This is a genomic window from Pseudomonas sp. TE4620, from assembly GCF_056279045.1.
Map to the genome: position 1 here is coordinate 5,742,806 of NZ_JBWBQO010000001.1, position 17,783 is coordinate 5,760,588.

Genomic DNA, 17,783 nt, shown 5'->3' on the forward strand with positions numbered 1-17,783 from the left:
CCAATCTACACAAGCATTCGATTAACCCATGGTGATTCCTTAGATGGACTTCAAAGACTATTACAAGATTCTTGGCGTTGAGCCCACTGCGGATGACAAGGCGATCAAGACCGCCTACCGCAAGCTTGCGCGCAAGTATCACCCCGACGTCAGCAAAGAGCGTGACGCCGAGGAGAAATTCAAGGAGGCCAACGAGGCCTATGAAGCCCTGAGCAGCCCGGAAAAACGCGCCGAGTACGACGAGCTGCGCAAGTACGGCCAGCATGGCCGGCCGTTCCAGGGCCCGCCGGGCTGGCAAAGCCGTGGTTCGGCAGGTGCCGAGGGCTTCGGCGACGGTGGAGATTTTTCCGATTTCTTCAGCTCGATCTTCGGTTCGCGCGGTGGCAACGGCAATCCTTTTGGCCGCGGCCAGCAACGCAGTGCCGGACGGCGGGGGCAGGACGTGGAAATGGAACTGGCGATTTTCCTTGAGGAAACCCTGTCCAGCGAATCCAAGCAGATCAGCTTCCAGGTGCCGCAGCACAACGCCAGCGGCCAGCGCACCGGCTTCACCACCAAGACCTTGAACGTGAAGATCCCGGCCGGCGTCAGCGACGGCGAGAAGATCCGCCTCAAGGGCCAGGGTGCCCCGGGCGTTGGTGGCGGCGCCAATGGCGACCTGTTCCTGACCATTCGCATGGCACCGCACCCGCTGTTCGATGTCGAAGGTCATGACCTGATCATCACCGTGCCGCTGGCACCGTGGGAAGCCGCATTGGGCACCAAGGTCGAGATGCCGACCCTGACCGGCAAGGTCAACCTGACCATCCGTCCGGACAGCCAGAACGGCCAGCGCCTGCGGATCAAGGGCATGGGCCTGAGCAACAAGCAGGGCCAGCGTGGCGACCTGTATGCGCAATTGAAGGTGGTGATGCCGAGCCAGTCCGATGCCGCTGCCCGTGAGCTGTGGAGCAAGTTGTCGGAAAAGGCTGCGTTCAACCCGAGGACACAATGGAGTAGCTGATCATGAGCAGTACCCTGATCGTTCAACTGGACATGCAGACCCTCTGTCAGGAAGCCGATCTGCCGGCGGCCTACGTGATCGAAATCGTCGAACACGGCATTGTCGAGCCTTCCGGGCGAACGCCGGAAGACTGGCTGTTTGACGATCAGGCGCCGGTGCTGGCCAAGCGCGCGGCCAAACTGCATCACGATTTGCAACTGGAGTGGGAAGGGGTGGCGCTGGCGCTGGAGCTGCTGGAGGAAGTGCAGCAGCTGCGCAGCGAGAACAGCATGCTCAGGCAGCGCCTGGGGCGGTTTGTGCAGGGCTGATCGCGGGGCGCTTCTACAGGATCACACAATCTCTGTGGGAGCGGGCTTGCCCCGCGATGAGTCCCTAAAGCAATTTGTAGTACAACGCCGTCGCCCGATAAACCCCATCCGGCCCACAGGCGTAGTCGGGAAGCTCGCCGGCCTTGCTGTACCCCAGCGAGCGGTAAAAGTCCTCGGCCCCGGAGCCGGCCTCGGTATCCAGGTAAAGCATGCCGCGCTGCTTTTGCCGCGCCGTCAGTTCCAGCGCCTGGATCAGTTGCTGGCCGAGGCCGCGACGCCGCGCGGCACTGTGCACCAGCAGCTTTTGCACTTCGGCGCGGTTCAAGCCGTTGGGTTTCAGGCACAGCCCTAACTGCACACTGCCGAGCACTTCCTTGTCCTTGCCCACCACCCACAGCAACAGCTCGCCGCTGACCAGGCGCTGGCGCACTTCTTCGAAGTAGTGCTCGGCCTGCTGCGCATCGATATCCGCCAGAAACCCCACCGAAGCTCCGTGTTGCACGGCATCGAGCAGCAACGCCACCAGGCCGTCGCGGTAATAGGCAAAGCTTTCATGGGTTACACGGTTGAGCTGCGCAGCATTCACAGGCGTCACTCCATTGTCGGCGGCGGGGCATCGGGGTTGAGGATCAACTGCATGAAGGTCAGGTCCAGCCAGCGGCCAAACTTCACCCCGACCTGGGGCATCTGCCCGTTGAGGGTGAAGCCCAGGCGCTGGTGCAGGCGAATCGAGGCGCTGTTGCCGCTTTCGATGGCGGCGACCATCACATGCTTGTTGCAGGCGCGGGCCCGTTCGATCAGCGCTTGCATCAGCCTGGGGCCCAGGCCGTTGCCGCGCTGGTCGCTGCGGATGTACACCGAGTGCTCGACGGTATGGCGAAAGCCTTCGAACGGCCGCCAGTCGCCAAACGAAGCATAGCCCAGTACCTGCCCGCCAGCGTCGACCGCCACCAGGATCGGGTAGCCCTGGGCCTGGCGGGCGTCGAACCAGGCCTGGCGGTTGGCGAGGTCGACCGCTTGCTCGTTCCAGATCGCCGTGGTGTTGAGCACGGCATCATTGTAGATCTCGCGAATGCCCGGCAGGTCGGCAGGCACAGCATCGCGCAGCAGGTAGGTCATGGCAGGGTCTCGAACAGGGGCACAGTGATCGGCTCAGGTTAAATGGTTACCAGGCCGCGCACACCCTCGGCTTGCATATTTTCGCCACGCCCGGCCTGGATGATTTCGCCGCGTGACATCACCAGATACTGGTCGGCAAGCTCGGCGGCAAAGTCGTAGAACTGCTCGACCAGCAGGATCGCCATGTCGCCACGGGCAGCCAGCTTGGCGATCACCGCGCCGATCTCCTTGATCACTGAAGGCTGGATGCCCTCGGTGGGTTCGTCGAGGATCAGCAGCCGCGGCTGGCTGGCCAGGGCACGGCCGATGGCCAGTTGTTGTTGCTGGCCGCCGGAGAGGTCGCCGCCACGGCGCTGCTTCATCTGCTCCAGTACCGGGAACAGCTCGTAGATGAACGCCGGCACGCTCTTGGCCTGGCCGGCGCCGAAGCGCGACAGGCCCATCAGCAGGTTCTCCTCGACCGTCAGGCGCGGGAAGATCTCCCGGCCCTGGGGCACGTAGGCGATCCCGGCGTGCACCCGCTGGTGCGGCTTGAGCGTAGTGATTGCCTGGCCTTCCCAGTGCACGCTGCCTTCACGGGTGGGCAGCAGGCCCATCAGGCAGCGCAGCAGGGTGGTCTTGCCGACGCCGTTGCGCCCGAGCAGGCAGGTGACCTCGCCAACTTTGGCCTCGAACGACAAGCCACGCAGGATGTGGCTGCCGCCGTAGTATTGGTGCAGGGAATCGATTTTCAGCATGTTGTCGTCCTGTGTTGGCCTCATCGTCCGAGATAAACCTCGATTACCCGGTCATCCGCCTGTACCTGCTCCAGCGAGCCTTCGGCCAGCACACTGCCCTGGTGCAGCACGGTGACGTGGTCGGCGATGCTGCCGACAAAGCCCATGTCGTGCTCGACCACCATCAGCGAATGCTTGCCGGCCAGGCGCTTGAACAGTTCGGCGGTGAACTCGGTTTCAGCATCGGTCATGCCCGCCACCGGCTCATCGAGCAGCAGCAATTGCGGGTCTTGCATGAGCAGCATGCCGATCTCGAGGAACTGCTTCTGGCCATGGGAGAGCAACCCGGCCTGGCGCTGGGCCGAGCCGCTCAGGCGAATGGTCTGCAGGATCTCGTCGATACGGTCGCGCTGCTCGCCGCTCAAGCGCGCAACCAGGCTGGCCAGCACCGACTTGTCGGCCTTCTGCGCCAGCTCCAGGTTCTCGAACACGCTCAGCGCCTCGAACACTGTCGGCTTCTGGAACTTGCGGCCGATCCCAGCCTGGGCGATCTGCACTTCGCTCATGCGCGTCAGGTCCAGGGTGTCGCCGAACCAGGCCTTGCCGCTGGTGGGGCGGGTCTTGCCGGTGATCACGTCCATCAGCGTGGTCTTGCCAGCGCCGTTGGGGCCGATGATGCAGCGCAGTTCACCGACGCCGATGTACAGGTTGAGGCTGTTGAGCGCCTTGAAGCCGTCGAAGCTGACGTTGATGTCTTCCAGGGTCAGCACCGTGCCGTGACGCACATCCAGGCCTTCGCCGCGGCGCTGGCCAAGGCCGATGGCATCGCGGCCGCTGCCGGCGTCGAGGATCGGTTCGAGCATGAATTCCGGGTGCACCGGCGCTAGCGGGATGGCTCTCATTGTTCGCCCCTTTTCTTCAGCAGACCGACCACGCCCCGTGGCAGGTACAGGGTCACCAGGATGAACAGCGCACCCAGGCAGAACAGCCAGTACTCGGGAAAGGCCACGGTGAACCAGCTTTTCATGCCGTTGACCAGCCCGGCGCCCAGCAGCGGCCCGATCAGCGTGCCGCGCCCGCCGAGGGCCACCCACACCGCAGCTTCGATGGAGTTGGTCGGCGACATTTCGCTGGGGTTGATGATGCCTACTTGCGGCACGTACAGGGCCCCGGCCAGGCCGCACAGCACCGCACTCAAGACCCAGACGAACAGCTTGAAACCACGCGGATCGTAGCCGCAGAACATCAGCCGGTTCTCGGCATCGCGCAGCGCGGTCAATACCCGGCCGAACTTGCTCCGGGCCAGGCGCCAGCCCAGGTACAGGCTGGCCACCAGCAAGGCGACGGTAAGCAGGAACAATACTGCGCGGGTGCTTTGCGCAGTGATTTCAAAGCCGAGGATGCTGCGAAAGTTGGTGAAGCCGTTGTTGCCGCCAAAGCCGGTTTCGTTGCGAAAGAACAGCAGCATGCCGGCGAAGGTCAGGGCCTGGGTCATGATCGAGAAGTACACGCCCTTGATCCGCGAGCGGAAGGCGAAAAAGCCGAACACCAGCGCCAGCAAACCGGGCGCCAGCACCACCAGGCACAGGGCCCAGGCAAAGTGCTGGGTGCCGGCCCAGTACCAGGGCAGCTCGCTCCACGACAGGAAGGTCATGAACGCCGGCAAGCCATCAGCGGCCGCTTCGCGCATCAGGTACATGCCCATGGCATAGCCGCCGAGGGCGAAGAACAGGCCATGGCCCAGCGACAGCAGCCCGGCGTAGCCCCAGACCAGGTCCAGGGCCAGGGCGACGATGGCGTAGCAGAGGATCTTGCCGACCAGGGTCAGTGTGTAGGCCGAGACCTGCAGGCTGTGCCCGGCGGGCAGCAGCGACAACAAGGGCAGGGCCAGCAGCACCAGCAGCACAGCGGCGCCGATGGCCAGGGTCCAGCGCGGGCCGGCCTTCTGGCTGGCGGTTACAAGCAGAGGCTGGTTCATCAGTCGATTACCCGTCCCTTGAGCGCGAAGAGGCCTTGCGGGCGTTTCTGGATGAACAGAATGATCAGCGCAAGGATGAGGATCTTGCCGAGCACCGCACCAATCTGCGGCTCCAGCAGCTTGTTGGCGATGCCCAGGCCGAAGGCCGCCCAGAGGCTGCCGGCCATCTGGCCGACGCCGCCGAGCACCACCACCAGGAACGAGTCGATGATGTAGCTCTGGCCCAGGTCCGGACCGACGTTGCCGATCTGGCTCAGGGCCACGCCGCCGAGCCCGGCGATCCCCGAGCCGAGACCAAAGGCGAGCATGTCCACCCGCCCGGTGGGCACCCCGCAGCAGGCGGCCATGTTGCGGTTCTGGGTGACCGCGCGCACGTTCAGGCCCAGGCGCGTGCGGTTGAGCAGCAACCAGGTCAGCAGCACCACGAACAGGGCGAAGGCGATGATCACCAGGCGGCTGTAGGGCAGCACCAGGTTAGGCAGCACCTGAAGGCCACCGGAAAGCCAGGCCGGGTTGGCCACTTCGACGTTCTGCGCGCCGAACAGCAGGCGGATGGCCTGGATCAGGATCAGGCTGATGCCCCAGGTCGCCAGCAGGGTTTCCAGCGGCCGCCCGTACAGGTGGCGGATCACCGTGCGCTCCAGCAGCATGCCGACCCCGGCGCTGACAGCGAAGGCCACCGGCAGGGCGATCAGCGGGTAGAACTCGATGGCCCCGGGGGCGTAGCGCTGCACCAGTATCTGCACCACGTAAGTGGCGTAGGCGCCGAGCATGAGCATCTCGCCGTGGGCCATGTTGATCACCCCGAGCAGGCCGAAGGTGATCGCCAGGCCCAAGGCCGCGAGCAGCAGAATCGAGCCTAGCGACAGGCCGCTGAAGGCCTGGCCGAGCAACTCGCCGAACAACAGCTTGCGCTTGACCTGGGCCAGGCTGGTTTCGGCGGCGGTGCGCACCCCAGCGTTGTTTTCGACACCGGGTGTGAGCAAGGCCTCCAGGCGCGTGCGGGCCATGGGATCGCCGGTTTCGCCGAGCAGGCGCACCGCGGCCAGGCGTACCGCCGGGTCGCTGTCGACCAGTTGCAGGTTGGCCAGGGCCAGGCCGAGGGCGGCATGCACGGCGGCGTCTGCTTCGCTGGCGAAGCGCCGGTCGAGGAAGGCGACCTGGGCCGGCTGCGCACTTTTTTGCAGTTGCTGGGCAGCCGCCAGGCGCACTGTGCTATCTGCGCTGAGCAACTGATGGCTGGCCAGGGCGTTATCCACAAGCCCGCGCAGGCGGTTGTTCAGGCGCAGCTTGCGGGTGTCGCCGGCGGCGATGCGGCCTTGTTGCAGGGCGCTTAGCAGCTCAAGACGGGCCGGGTCCGGTTGCGCCGCCCAGTCCTGGAGCAGGCGCGCCTGCTCATTGGCCTTGGCGGCGATGAAGTAGTCTGCGTCGCTGGCCTGGGCAGTCAGGGGCAACAGCAGGAGGCTGAGGAAAAGGCACAGGAGGGCCTTGGACATGACGGTTTCCTTGTGGTGTGCTGTACGGCCGCATCGCGGGTCAAGTCGAGGCGTCGCACCGCCGCTCCTACAGTGGGAGCGGCGGTGCGACGCCCCGACTTGACCCGCGATGGGCTCAGTTGCCCTTCACCGCATAATCCGGCCGCTTGTCGTTACCTGGAATGAACGGGCTCCACGGCTGCGCTCGCAGCGGTTGCTCGGTTTCCCAGACCACACTGAACTGGCCGTCATCCTGGATCTCGCCGATCATTACCGGCTTGTGCAGGTGGTGGTTGCTCTTGTCCATGGTCAGGGTGTAGCCCGATGGCGCCTTGAAGGTCTGCCCGGCCAGGGCTTCGCGGACTTTGTCGACATCGGTGGACTTGGCTTTCTCGACCGCCTGGGCCCACATGTGGATGCCGACGTAGGTGGCCTCCATCGGGTCGTTGGTTACTGCCTTGTCGGCGCCCGGCAGGTTTTTGGCCTTGGCGTAGGCTTTCCAGTCGGCGACGAACTGGCTGTTGACCGGGTTATCCACCGATTCGAAGTAGTTCCACGCCGCCAGGTGTCCCACCAGCGGCTTGGTGTCGATGCCGCGCAGTTCTTCCTCGCCTACCGAGAAGGCCACCACCGGCACGTCGGTGGCTTTCAGGCCCTGGTTGGCCAGCTCCTTGTAGAACGGCACGTTGGAGTCGCCGTTGACCGTGGAGATCACCGCGGTCTTGCCGCCAGCAGAGAACTTCTTGATGTTGGCGACGATGGTCTGGTAGTCGCTGTGGCCGAACGGCGTGTACACCTCTTCGATGTCCTTGTCGGCCACGCCCTTGCTGTGCAGGAAGGCGCGCAAAATCTTGTTGGTGGTGCGCGGGTAGACGTAGTCGGTACCGAGCAGGAAGTAGCGCTTGGCGGCGCCGCCGTCTTCGCTCATCAGGTACTCCACTGCCGGGATCGCCTGCTGGTTGGGCGCGGCACCGGTGTAGAAGACGTTCGGCGACATCTCTTCGCCTTCGTACTGCACCGGGTAGAACAGCAGACCGTTGAGCTCTTCGAACACCGGCAGCACCGACTTGCGCGACACCGAGGTCCAGCAGCCGAATACCACCGCGACCTTGTCCTGGGTCAGCAACTGGCGGCCCTTTTCGGCGAACAGCGGCCAGTTCGACGCCGGGTCGACCACCACCGGTTCCAGCAGCTTGCCGTTGACCCCGCCCTTGGCGTTGATCTGCTCGATGGTCATCAGGGCCATGTCCTTGAGCGAAGTCTCGGAAATCGCCATGGTCCCCGACAGCGAATGCAGGATGCCGACCTTGATGGTCTCGGCGGCCTGGATGCTCCAGCTCAGGCCCATCGCCGCGATGGACGCGCTGAGGGTAAAGGCCTTGATCAGACTGCGACGCTTCATAGTGCTCTCTCCATGGAATCGGATGTTCTGTTGGGCAGATGGCGACTTCGCCCAAGAGCGTTAGCAAGGGCTGTGCCGAGTGGCGCGCAGCTGTCTGGGGCGGGGTTTGCACGGCGATTGGCGATGGCGGGCGAGCATGCTTGCACCGTGATGGCGCTGTGCCCGGTGCGCGGCAAACAAGTCTGCACAGCTTTGGTTCGTGCAGGTATCATCGCCGCCTTTGAACGCAGTTCAGGGATGACGACAGTGAACAGATTCGCCCGTGCAGGGATGGTGATGGCCGGCGTGTGGGCCGCGATGGGGCAGGTACAGGCCAGTGAGCCGTCCTCGCTGTATTTTCGCTGCAGCATGACCAAGGCGCAGTACGCCACGGTCATGGCCGCCCGGCCGGGCGAGGCCGCGGCATTCACTGACTGGCAGCAGTGGTTCGATAGCAAGGAAATGTACGGTGGCGGCAAGGTCGATACAGACGACCTGCGGCCGATGCCGGCCGAGACCCTTAGCCAGATCGCCGGCGGCAGCCGTTACGGCTCGCTATCGGAGTACGACGAAAAAACCGGCGTGTGGCGCTTCGCCCTGCTGCAGTTCAGCGAAAACTACGGGGCGATGATCTCCATGCTGGCGCCACTGCGCAGTGTCGCGCCGTACTGCGCCGCCGACTCCGACAGCTTCATGCTGGTCTATTCGTACATCTGGGGTGACGGCGACAACGCCTACCTGACCCTCAACGGCCGCAGCCAGTTTGCCGAGGCACCGACCCCAGCGCAACGCGCCGAGGCCGATGCCGTGCTGGCCGAACTGCTCAAGGCAGCAGAAGGCTGAGCCTCTCTGAGCTCGGTTTGATCAGTATTCACCCACGGAACAAGGAAAGACCCGATGGAAGCTTCGTCGCTGTACATTCGCTGTAACCTCAACCCCGCTGCCTATCAGGCCGCGATGAGCGCGCCGGTAGCCAACCCGCGGCAGTTCGACGACTGGCAATGCTGGTATGACAGCAAAGACGCGTACGGCCCGGGCGAACTCCCCGCCGAGGACCTGGATCGTACCGCCTCCTGCAGCCTGGGTGATCTGATCGAAGGCTGGGTTGAGTTTTCTGCGGGCAACAGCAGTCATTACGATGAGCAGGCTGGGGTGTGGACGTTCGCCGTGCTGGAGTTCACCGACAATTATGGCGAGATGCTGCAACTGCTGGCGCCGCTGCGGCAACTGGCGCACTACGCCGAAGTCGACTCGGACAGTTTTCTAGTTATCCTTCCTTACATCTGGGGAGGTGACATCAATGCCTGCCTGAGCCTTGGCCAGGGCCGCAGTGTGTTCATCGACGGCCCGAGCGAGGCGCAACGAGCCGAAGCCGACGCCGCACTGGAACAGCAGTGGGACCGTGCGGCGTCGGCGTACGAACAAGAAGGCTTGAAGTTCGACTGATCAGTTGTCGGCGTTGGCGGTCAGCAGCGCGCGATTGCGCCGCACGAACTGGTAAGTGACGGTCAGCAGCACGAACCACAACGGCGTGACGATCAGCGCCTGGCGGGTGTCGTGCTCAAGGCTCAGCAGCACCAGGATGAAGGCGAAGAACGCCAGGCACACCCAGCACATCAGGCGCCCGCCAGGCATCTTGTACTTCGAGGCTTGGTGCAGCGCGGCGCGCTGTTTGCGGTAGTTCAGGTACGACAGCAGGATCAGCGACCAGACGAACATGAACAGGATCGCCGACACCGTGGTCACCAGGGTGAAGGCTTCGACCAGGTCCGGAATCACGTACATCAGCAGCGCCCCGGCCAACAGGCAGGTGCACGAGAACAGCAGGCCGCTGGCCGGCACGCTGCGCTTGGACAACTGCTCGAAACGCTTGGGTGCATCCCCCTGCTGGGCCAGGCCGAAGAGCATGCGGCTGGTGGAGAATACGCCGCTGTTGGCCGACGAGGCCGCCGAGGTCAGCACCACGAAGTTGATGATGCTGGCCGCCGCCGGCAGGCCGGCGAGCACGAACAGCTCCACGAACGGGCTCTTGCCCGGCACCACGTCACGCCACGGCGTCACCGCCATGATGGTGATCAGCGCCAGCACGTAGAAGACGATGATGCGGATCGGGATCGAGTTGATTGCCCGTGGCAGGTTGCGCTCCGGGTTCTTCGCTTCGGCGGCGGTGGTGCCCACCAGTTCGATGCCGACAAAGGCGAACACGGCAATCTGGAAACCGGCAAAGAAGCCCATCAGGCCATGGGGGAACATGCCCTGGTCGTTCCACAGGTTGGCAAGGTCCGCGGTGCGTCCGGCCGGCGACTGGAAGCCGGCCATGACCATGTACAGGCCGGTGCCGACCAGGGCGACGATGGCGATGATCTTGATCATGGCGAACCAGAATTCGATCTCGCCGAACATCTTCACCGTGATCAGGTTCAGCGACAGCAGCAGGCCGACACAGGCAATCGCCGGCGCCCACTGCGGCAGGTCGGGGAACCAGAACTGCGAATAGGCCGATATCGCGATGACGTCGGCGATGCCGGTGATGATCCAGCAGAACCAGTAGGTCCAGCCGGTGAAGTAGCCGGCCCAGGGCCCGAGCAGGTCGGCCGAAAAATCGATGAACGACTTGTAGTTGAGGTTCGATAGCAGCAACTCGCCCATGGCGCGCATGACGAAGAACAGCATGAAGCCGATGATCATGTAGACGAAGATGATCGACGGGCCGGCAAGGCTGATGGTCTTGCCCGAGCCCATGAACAGCCCGGTACCGATGGCGCCACCGATGGCGATCAGCTGGATATGGCGGTTGGACAGGCTGCGTTGCAGGTGGTCATGGTTTTCCGGCGTGGGGTGTTGCGGGGGCAGGTTCGCGGTCATAGGCAGGCATTCCGTTGAGTTCAGTCTTGTTGTGCGCCGCTAGGCTAACACGCGCCTTCCTGGCGCTAGCGCGACAATACGTCTCAACGCGGGGGCGGTGTTGACCGTGGTCAACGTCGGCGCATCAGGCCGATAAAGAACAGACCGCCAATGGCGGCAGTGGCGATGCCGATCGGCAGGTCCTCGGGCGAAATCAGCGTACGTGCGGCGACGTCGACCCAGATCAGGAACAGGCTGCCCAGCAGCAGGCACACCGGCAGCAGGCGGCTATGCTCGGCGCCGACCAGGCGCCGGGCGATGTGCGGCACCATCAGGCCGACAAAGCCGATCGAGCCGCTGATCGCCACCAGCACGCCGGTCAGCAGCGAGCAGATCAGAAACGCCAGCAGGCGCACCTTGCGCGCGTTCAGGCCAAGGGTCACGGCGGTCTGCTCGCCGGCCATCAACGCATTCAGCGAGCGGGCCATGCCCAGCAACAAGGCCAGGCCGAGCAATACGCTGATCGCCGGAATCGGCAGCAGCTCCCAGCGCGCCAGGCCCAGGCCACCGAGCATCCAGAACATCACTGCCGAGCTTGCCCGGTGGTCACCGAGAAACAGCAGCAGGTTGGCCGCCGCCATCATCACAAAAGCCACGGCCACGCCGCACAGCAGCAGGCGGTCGCTGTCCAGGCGGCCGTGGCGGCTGGCAATGGCCAGCACCAGCAGCATGCTGCACAGCGCGCCGATAAAGGCGGCCAGGGGCAAGGTCAGCACGCCGAGCAGCTCGCCGATATGCAGCACCACCAGCACCGCACCCAGGGTTGCCCCGGAAGTGACGCCGAGCAAGTGCGGGTCGGCCAGCGGGTTGCGCGTCACCGCCTGCAGCACCGCGCCGATCATCGCCAGCCCTCCGCCCACCAGCGCCGCCAGAAGCATGCGCGGCACGCGGATCAGCCAGACGATATGTTCCTGGCCCGTGGTCCACGCCGGTGTCTCGGGGGTAACGCCGAACAGCTTGAACAGCAGTACGCGCCACACCACCTCGACCGGCACCGGTGCCGAGCCAAAGCCCAGGGACACCACGCAGGACACCAGCAGCAGGGCCAGCAGCGTGAGCAGCAACAACCGCTGCCGGGAGTTTGCCGACCTCATGCGCCGTGCAGGCTCTTGGCGATGGTCTCGATGGCTTCGACGTTCTCAAGGCTCGGCGTGGCCGCCACGTAGGGAATGACCACGAAGCGCTTGTTGCGGATCGCCTCCACCGATTGCAGGGCCGGATGCTGTTCGAGGAACGCCTGTTTCTGCGCGGCGCTGACTTCGCCGTAGTCGACGATGACGATGACCTCGGGGTTGCGCTCGACCACGCTCTCCCAGTTGACCCGGGTCCAGCTGGCTTCGATGTCATTGAGCACATTGCGCCCGCCGGCGGCGGCGATCAGTGCCTCGGGCATGCCCAGACGCCCGGAGGTCATGGCCCGGTCTTCACCGCTGTCGTAGAGGAACACCCGTGGACGCTCGGCCGGCAACTGCTGCTGGACCACGGCAACGCGCGCTTGCATGTCGCCGATCAACTGCTCGGCACGCGCCTGCACGTCGAAGATCCTGCCCAGGTTGCGCAGGTCGGTGTAGGTGTCATCGAGGCTGGCTGCCGGGCGCTTCATGACAAAGGCGCAGGATTCAGTCAGCTCGTACACCGGGATGCCCAGCGGCGCCAGGCTTTGCGGGGTGAGGTCGCCGCCGACGCGCATGCCGTAGTCCCAGCCGGCGAACAGGAAGTCGACATTGGCGTTGAGCAGGGTTTCCACCGACGGGTACTTGGCCGCCAGTTCCGGCAGGCCGTCGAGTTGCTTGCGCAGCTGCGGGGTGACCGCCTTCCAGCCGCTGACACCGCTATAGCCGACCATGCGCGAACGCAGGCCGAGGGCGAGCATCATCTGGGTCATGTTGATGTCGTGGCTCAGGGCATGCTCCGGGGCCTTGGTGAAAGTCACCTGGCGGTTACAGCTTTGCACCGTCAACGGGTATTGGGTGGCCTCGGCGAAAGCGCCGGGGCTGGCCAGCAGCAAGGCCAGGCCGAGCAACAGGATGGATCGAATCATCGCTGGGTTATCCAGGTAAGGCGAGGGTGGTCAGCCAGAGGGTGGCGGTCGATCAGCGCTTGTACGCCGAACACCGCCTGCAGCAATTCGGCGGTCAGCACCTGGTCTGGCGTGCCGCTGGCGACGATGCGGCCGTGGTCGAGCACGTACAGGCGATCGCAAAAGGCCGCCGCCAGGTTCAGGTCATGGATGCTCGCCAAGGTGCCGATGCCCAGGCGCCGCACCTGCTGCAGCAGCTCCAGCTGGTAACGCGGGTCAAGGTGATTGGTCGGCTCGTCGAGGATCAGCACCTGCGGTTGCTGGACCAGAGCCCGGGCTAGGATCACCCGCTGTTTCTCGCCACCGGACAGGCTGGCGAAGGTGTGGTCGTCAAAGCCCTGCAGGCCGACTGCCTGCAAGGCGTCCTGGACCCGTTGGCGATCGGCCGGGCTGTCGCCGTCGAACAGGCCTTTGTGCGGCGTGCGGCCCATGGCCACGACTTCCTCGACATTCAGGCCGAAGGCATCGGGAAACTCCTGCAGCACCACGGCGATACGCTGGGCGCACCAGCGCGGCGACTGCTGCCACAGGTTATGCTCGCCCAGGCGCACCTGGCCGCGTTCCGGCTTGTTGAAACGGTAGGCGCAGCGCAGCAGGCTGGTCTTGCCGCTGCCATTGGGGCCGATCAGGCCGACGAACTCGCCGGCGCCGACCTGCAACTCGACGTCGCGCAGCTGGAACTGGTGGTGGCAATGGCCGTGGCCCAGGGGCGACCAGTGCAGGTCGCTGATACTCAGGGTGCTCATCAAGGTCCTGCGGGCCTGCGGGCGATGACGCCAAAAACAGGCCCGTATCGAAAACGGGCGCTCATGTTAGCGGATTTGTCCGCGCCAGCGGTTGTGCATAACGATCCACCAGCCACACCAGCAGCATCGAGCCGCCCACCAGCGGGAAGGCCGCCCCCAGAATCAGCATGATCACGGTCGCGGTCTTCCAGCGCGGCAGGTCATGGCGCAGCGGCGGTACACCGAGGCCACCTTCGGGGCGGCGTTTCCACCACATCACCAGGCCGCTGACCGAGCCGAGCAGGATCATCAGGCAGATCAGCAGGACAATAAGCTGGTTCAGTGTGCCGAACATCTTGCCTTCGTGGAGCATCACCCCAAGCTCGGTGGCGCGGGCGACGTTGCTGTAATCCTGCCAGCGTACGTCCACCAGCACCTGGCCGGTGTACTGGTCGACATGCAAGGTGGCGTCGTTGCGCGGGTCGTCGGCGAACACGGCAATGGTGTACACGCCTTCGGCACTGGTTGGCAGGGTAATGCTGTAGCCAGGTTCGACGCGGCGGGTAGTGGCCAGCTCTTCGATCTGTTGCAGGCTGACCTGCGGCGCCGCCGGGGCGCTGGAGCCCATGCTGTGGCCGGCATGCTCGGCGTGGGCGGCGGATTGCGGCATCGGTGTGTTTTCCATGGCCCAGGGCACGGTCTGGCGGCTGGCGCTGTTGAGCGCCCGGGCTTGCTGGTCGGACTGCGGCACGTCGTTCCACATTGCCGCCGGAAAACGGTTCCACAGGTCGGCGTACTGCTTGCCCCAGAAGCCGGTCCAGGTCATGCCGCTGAGCAGCATCAACAACAACAGCGCCGCGCCCCAGAAGCCTGTGACCGCATGCAGGTCGCGCCACAGCAGGCGCCCACGGGCGTTCAGGCGCGGCCACAGCACACCGGCGCTGCGCTTGCCGCGCGGCCACCACAGGTACAGGCCCGAGACCACCAGCACCACGCCCCAGCCGGCGGCCAGTTCCACCAGGCGATCGCCAGTGGTGCCGATCATCAGTTCACCGTGCAGCGCACGGGCCACGGCCTGCAGGTTGTTTTTCGCGTCCTGTTCGCCGAGCAACTGGCCGCTGTAGGGGTCGACGAACACATTCAATTCACGGCCAGCGTTGTGCACCACGAACTGGGCACTGCGATCACTGGCGATTGCCGGCAGGTACTGGCTGACCTGGCCCTTGGGGTAAGCCTGCTGCACCTGTTGCAGCAGGCTGTCGGCGTTGTGCCGGTGATGCCCGGCCTCGACCACCATCAAGTCGCGATACAGCAATGGGTCTAGCTGCGGTTTGAACAGGTAGATGATCCCGGTGATCGCCAGCAGGATCATGAACGGCGCGACGAACAACCCGGCGTAAAAATGCCAGCGCCACGCCAGGTTGTAGAAGGATATGTGCGGTTTGCTCATGCAGCGCTCCCGTGTTGCCTGGGTAAGGCGCGATCAACGATCGCGCCCGGGTTGGATCAGAAACTCAGGTCGACCTTGGTCCAGAACGTACGCCCCGGCTCGTTGATCGGCTGCGGGTCGGTGGCCGGGTAGCCGAAGCCGGCGTTGCCCGCCAGGTTCAGGTGCTCGGCGTAGGCTTTGTCGAACAGGTTGTCGACCCCGGCGCTGAGCTTGAGGTTGTTGCTGACCTTGTAGGCGCCGTTCAGCGAGAACACGCCGAAACCGCCGCTCTTCTCGTAGTCCTTGCCCACCACGTTGCCGGAGTTTTCGGCAATGCGGTTCTGCGCCGCCACCAGGCGCCACAAGGCCCCGGCGCTCCACACATCACGGCTGTAGGTCAGGCCCAGGCGGCTTTCAAGCGGTGGCATCTGCGGCAGTGCCTTGCCGTCGCTGCTGTTCTTGCCCCAAGCGTAGGCCAGGGTAGCGTCGGCTTTCCAGTTGCTGGTCAATTTGTACGCCGCGCCCAGTTCGCCGCCCATGATCCGCGCGTCGATGTTCTGCGCCTGGGAGCTTGGCATGCCCATCATCCCCGGCCGGTAGTCGAAGAGGATGTAGTCGCGGATCTGCCCGACATAGCCCGAGGCCCAGGCGTCGACGGTTTCGGTCTGGTACTGGATGCCGAAGTCGAGCTGGGTGGTTTTCTCCGGCTTGATGCTGTCGAAGGCATTGACCGAACCTGCCGGGCCGGACTTGGGCGAGAACAGCTCCCAGTAGTCGGGGAAGCGCTGGGCGTGGCCGAGGCCGACGTAAGTGGTGGCGGGGACATCTACCAAGTCGTGCTCGTAGCGGATAAAACCGCTGGGCAGGGTATCGGCGCGGGTGTCGCCACGGGTGGCGCTGGTGGCGCGGTAATCCTTGGCCGAGGCGCGGTCCAGGCGCGCGCCGGTGATCAGCCTGTCCTGTTCGGCGGCGTACCAGGTCAGCTCGCCGAACACCCCGTAGTTGTGGAAGTCGGCGTCCTTGGTCCAGGCCATGTGCTTGTGCACATCGACGCCCATGCCGCTGCGCTGGCGGTGTTCGTTGGTTTGTGCGTCGATGCCGCTGATCAGTTGCAGGTCATCCCAACGCCAGGTGCCCTTGATCCGCCCGCCAAGGGTGCGGCGGTCGACGTTGCTGACCATCGGCATGCCCATCATGCCCATGCCCGAGGGCGTGCGCAGGCTGTAGTTGTCCATCACGTGGTCGGCGTAGTTGTAGTAGACCTGGGCTTCGAGCTTGTCGAAGACCTCGCCGATGTTGGACTTCTCCAAGCGCAGGCCAAGGCTTTCGCGCTTGAACTGCGAGCCGTCCATGCCGCGCCCGGCATAACGCGCTTCACCGTCGCCCTTGCCGGCGGTCAGTTCCACCAGGGTGTCGGCGTCCGGGGTCCAGCCCAGGGCGACGTCACCGTTCCACTTGTCCCAGCGCGACGGCACGGTGTCGCCATTGCCGTCCTCATAGTCGTCCGAGCGCGACTGGTTGCCGACGAAGCGCGCATAGCCGTAGCGATTGCCGGCGGCGGCATCCAGAACCTTGTCGAAGCGGCCGTTGGAACCGCCCAGCAGGCTGGCGTTGACGCGGCTGCCCAGCTCGCCGAATTTTTCCGGCTCGCGGTCGAAAAGGATGGTCCCGGCCGATGCGCCCGGGCCCCAGATCACGCTTTGCGGGCCCTTGATCACGGTCAGGCGGTCGTAGGTCTCCGGCGAGATGTACGAGGTCGGGGCGTCCATGCGGTTGGGGCAGGCGCCGAGCATCACGCCGCCGTTGGTGAGGATGTTCAGGCGCGAGCCGAACATGCCGCGCAGCACCGGGTCACCATTGGTGCCGCCGGCGCGGATGGCCGAGAAGCCGGGGATGGTTTTCAGGTAGTCGGCGCCATCGCTGGCCGGCACCGGCTGGCGTGGGTCCTTGGGGTTGGTGACGATAGTCAGCGGCGAGCTCGGGGCCACGGCGGTGATCACCGTCGGGCTCAGCTCGGCCTGGTCATGGACATGTGCGTCTTCGGCCTGGCTTGCGGCCAGGGCCAGAGGGCTGAGCAGGGTGCCGCAGATCACGGCGATGGTCCCTTGCAGGGACAGACGAAAAACAGCGGTGCAGCCGGACATAATGATTCCAACATCGATCAGTCATAAGGGGGCGCGCAGTCGACGGCTGATGCCGGACTTCGGGCGCAGGGAGTGAACTCAGACGACGATGAAGGGTGGCGGCGCGCGGCTGCGGGCGCCGGGGAATACCGTTTGCCGGGCATGGCCCTGGCGCGGGTAGACGATCAGCCGGTTGCTGGCGGGTACGGCTTCGGTGTTGAGCAGGCTCAGGGCCTGGGGCAGCGCCGGGCAATGGAAGAACAGGCTGCAGTAACCGCACTTCTCCCAGATCACCTTCAGCGCCGGGCTGCCGCCGTGATGGTTGTCGGCATGGCAATCGGCGGCGCTGTCCATGGCCATGCTCATGTTCATGCCTGGCGGCATGGCACGGTGATCCATCGGCATCGACTGGGAAACCAGTGGGCCGATAAAGATCATCAACATGGCAAACAGGCTCAGCCAGCTGCCGCGAAGCGTCCTGGAACCAGGACGTGCGGGGCGGGTGAACCTGCTGCGGGCGCTAGTCACGCCGGGCAGCCTTC

The 17,783-nt window shown here is 64.7% G+C and carries 18 protein-coding genes; 4 read left to right on the forward strand and 14 right to left on the reverse strand.

Annotated elements, in window-relative coordinates:
- Nucleotides 1-43 precede the first annotated feature (43 nt).
- Entirely contained in the window at nt 44-1,003 is a 960-nt protein-coding gene (gene cbpA, locus ACZ9A3_RS26610) for a curved DNA-binding protein (RefSeq protein ID WP_045196930.1), read from the forward strand.
- Nucleotides 1,004-1,005: 2 nt separating this feature from the next.
- Entirely contained in the window at nt 1,006-1,311 is a 306-nt protein-coding gene (locus tag ACZ9A3_RS26615) for a chaperone modulator CbpM (protein WP_045196932.1), read from the forward strand.
- 64 nt (nt 1,312-1,375) lie between these two features.
- Here ACZ9A3_RS26615 and ACZ9A3_RS26620 read toward each other — a convergent pair whose 3' ends face one another.
- From ACZ9A3_RS26620 to urtA, 7 genes are all read right to left on the reverse strand, one after another.
- A complete protein-coding gene (locus ACZ9A3_RS26620) occupies nt 1,376-1,897 on the reverse strand; it encodes a GNAT family N-acetyltransferase (protein ID WP_093376645.1) in 522 nt (173 codons plus the stop codon).
- A gap of 5 nt (nt 1,898-1,902) precedes the next feature.
- Complete coding sequence (locus ACZ9A3_RS26625) at nt 1,903-2,430, reverse strand: GNAT family N-acetyltransferase (RefSeq protein WP_093376640.1); 528 nt, start codon at nt 2,428-2,430, stop codon at nt 1,903-1,905.
- 38 nt (nt 2,431-2,468) lie between these two features.
- Nucleotides 2,469-3,167 (reverse strand): urea ABC transporter ATP-binding subunit UrtE, encoded by a 699-nt coding sequence (gene urtE, locus ACZ9A3_RS26630; RefSeq protein ID WP_093376637.1) that lies wholly within the window; start codon nt 3,165-3,167, stop codon nt 2,469-2,471.
- A 20-nt stretch (nt 3,168-3,187) separates the two neighbouring features.
- Nucleotides 3,188-4,048, reverse strand: coding sequence for an urea ABC transporter ATP-binding protein UrtD (gene urtD, locus ACZ9A3_RS26635; protein WP_371128632.1), 861 nt, complete (start codon nt 4,046-4,048; stop codon nt 3,188-3,190).
- Entirely contained in the window at nt 4,045-5,124 is a 1,080-nt protein-coding gene (gene urtC / locus ACZ9A3_RS26640) for an urea ABC transporter permease subunit UrtC (RefSeq protein WP_258596183.1), read from the reverse strand. Before urtC ends, urtD begins: the two co-directional genes overlap by 4 nt.
- On the reverse strand, nt 5,124-6,620 hold the full coding sequence (urtB, locus tag ACZ9A3_RS26645) for an urea ABC transporter permease subunit UrtB (protein WP_476253285.1): 1,497 nt from the start codon (nt 6,618-6,620) through the stop codon (nt 5,124-5,126). The genes urtC and urtB overlap by 1 nt, the downstream gene beginning before the upstream one ends.
- A 115-nt stretch (nt 6,621-6,735) precedes the next feature.
- Nucleotides 6,736-8,001, reverse strand: a complete 1,266-nt coding sequence (urtA, locus tag ACZ9A3_RS26650; protein WP_195885576.1) for an urea ABC transporter substrate-binding protein — start codon at nt 7,999-8,001, stop codon at nt 6,736-6,738.
- Nucleotides 8,002-8,247: 246 nt separating this feature from the next.
- Between urtA and ACZ9A3_RS26655 the strand changes: the two genes are divergently transcribed.
- Both ACZ9A3_RS26655 and ACZ9A3_RS26660 read left to right on the forward strand, forming a co-directional pair.
- Complete coding sequence (locus ACZ9A3_RS26655; RefSeq protein ID WP_256326692.1) at nt 8,248-8,823, forward strand: hypothetical protein; 576 nt, start codon at nt 8,248-8,250, stop codon at nt 8,821-8,823.
- 54 nt (nt 8,824-8,877) lie between these two features.
- Complete coding sequence (locus ACZ9A3_RS26660; RefSeq protein WP_038997400.1) at nt 8,878-9,426, forward strand: hypothetical protein; 549 nt, start codon at nt 8,878-8,880, stop codon at nt 9,424-9,426.
- Here ACZ9A3_RS26660 and cycA read toward each other — a convergent pair whose 3' ends face one another.
- The 7 genes from cycA to ACZ9A3_RS26695 form a co-directional block, all read right to left on the reverse strand.
- On the reverse strand, nt 9,427-10,845 hold the full coding sequence (gene cycA / locus ACZ9A3_RS26665; protein ID WP_045196950.1) for a D-serine/D-alanine/glycine transporter: 1,419 nt from the start codon (nt 10,843-10,845) through the stop codon (nt 9,427-9,429).
- Nucleotides 10,846-10,955: 110 nt separating this feature from the next.
- A complete protein-coding gene (locus ACZ9A3_RS26670) occupies nt 10,956-11,978 on the reverse strand; it encodes a FecCD family ABC transporter permease (RefSeq protein ID WP_093376609.1) in 1,023 nt (340 codons plus the stop codon).
- Entirely contained in the window at nt 11,975-12,925 is a 951-nt protein-coding gene (locus ACZ9A3_RS26675) for an ABC transporter substrate-binding protein (RefSeq protein ID WP_045196954.1), read from the reverse strand. Before ACZ9A3_RS26675 ends, ACZ9A3_RS26670 begins: the two co-directional genes overlap by 4 nt.
- Entirely contained in the window at nt 12,922-13,710 is a 789-nt protein-coding gene (locus ACZ9A3_RS26680; RefSeq protein WP_093376599.1) for an ABC transporter ATP-binding protein, read from the reverse strand. Before ACZ9A3_RS26680 ends, ACZ9A3_RS26675 begins: the two co-directional genes overlap by 4 nt.
- Before the next feature lie 61 nt (nt 13,711-13,771).
- Nucleotides 13,772-15,139 (reverse strand): PepSY-associated TM helix domain-containing protein, encoded by a 1,368-nt coding sequence (locus ACZ9A3_RS26685; RefSeq protein ID WP_093376594.1) that lies wholly within the window; start codon nt 15,137-15,139, stop codon nt 13,772-13,774.
- A 56-nt stretch (nt 15,140-15,195) separates the two neighbouring features.
- Entirely contained in the window at nt 15,196-17,262 is a 2,067-nt protein-coding gene (locus ACZ9A3_RS26690; protein WP_093376590.1) for a TonB-dependent copper receptor, read from the reverse strand.
- Nucleotides 17,263-17,340: 78 nt separating this feature from the next.
- Nucleotides 17,341-17,769: a DUF2946 domain-containing protein gene (locus ACZ9A3_RS26695; protein ID WP_093376587.1), complete on the reverse strand. Its 429-nt coding sequence runs from the start codon at nt 17,767-17,769 to the stop codon at nt 17,341-17,343.
- Between the last annotated feature and the right edge of the window lie 14 nt (nt 17,770-17,783).

Bases quoted from the DNA above. Each gene is read 5' to 3' on its own strand.
- cbpA (WP_045196930.1), top strand. From the start codon at position 44: ATGGACTTCAAAGACTATTACAAGATTCTTGGCGTTGAGCCCACTGCG.
- ACZ9A3_RS26615 (WP_045196932.1), top strand. From the start codon at position 1,006: ATGAGCAGTACCCTGATCGTTCAACTGGACATGCAGACCCTCTGTCAG.
- ACZ9A3_RS26625 (WP_093376640.1), bottom strand. From the start codon at position 2,430: ATGACCTACCTGCTGCGCGATGCTGTGCCTGCCGACCTGCCGGGCATT.
- urtE (WP_093376637.1), bottom strand. From the start codon at position 3,167: ATGCTGAAAATCGATTCCCTGCACCAATACTACGGCGGCAGCCACATC.
- urtD (WP_371128632.1), bottom strand. From the start codon at position 4,048: ATGAGAGCCATCCCGCTAGCGCCGGTGCACCCGGAATTCATGCTCGAA.
- urtC (WP_258596183.1), bottom strand. From the start codon at position 5,124: ATGAACCAGCCTCTGCTTGTAACCGCCAGCCAGAAGGCCGGCCCGCGC.
- urtB (WP_476253285.1), bottom strand. From the start codon at position 6,620: ATGTCCAAGGCCCTCCTGTGCCTTTTCCTCAGCCTCCTGCTGTTGCCC.
- urtA (WP_195885576.1), bottom strand. From the start codon at position 8,001: ATGAAGCGTCGCAGTCTGATCAAGGCCTTTACCCTCAGCGCGTCCATC.
- ACZ9A3_RS26660 (WP_038997400.1), top strand. From the start codon at position 8,878: ATGGAAGCTTCGTCGCTGTACATTCGCTGTAACCTCAACCCCGCTGCC.
- cycA (WP_045196950.1), bottom strand. From the start codon at position 10,845: ATGACCGCGAACCTGCCCCCGCAACACCCCACGCCGGAAAACCATGAC.
- ACZ9A3_RS26670 (WP_093376609.1), bottom strand. From the start codon at position 11,978: ATGAGGTCGGCAAACTCCCGGCAGCGGTTGTTGCTGCTCACGCTGCTG.
- ACZ9A3_RS26675 (WP_045196954.1), bottom strand. From the start codon at position 12,925: ATGATTCGATCCATCCTGTTGCTCGGCCTGGCCTTGCTGCTGGCCAGC.
- ACZ9A3_RS26680 (WP_093376599.1), bottom strand. From the start codon at position 13,710: ATGAGCACCCTGAGTATCAGCGACCTGCACTGGTCGCCCCTGGGCCAC.
- ACZ9A3_RS26685 (WP_093376594.1), bottom strand. From the start codon at position 15,139: ATGAGCAAACCGCACATATCCTTCTACAACCTGGCGTGGCGCTGGCAT.
- ACZ9A3_RS26690 (WP_093376590.1), bottom strand. From the start codon at position 17,262: ATGTCCGGCTGCACCGCTGTTTTTCGTCTGTCCCTGCAAGGGACCATC.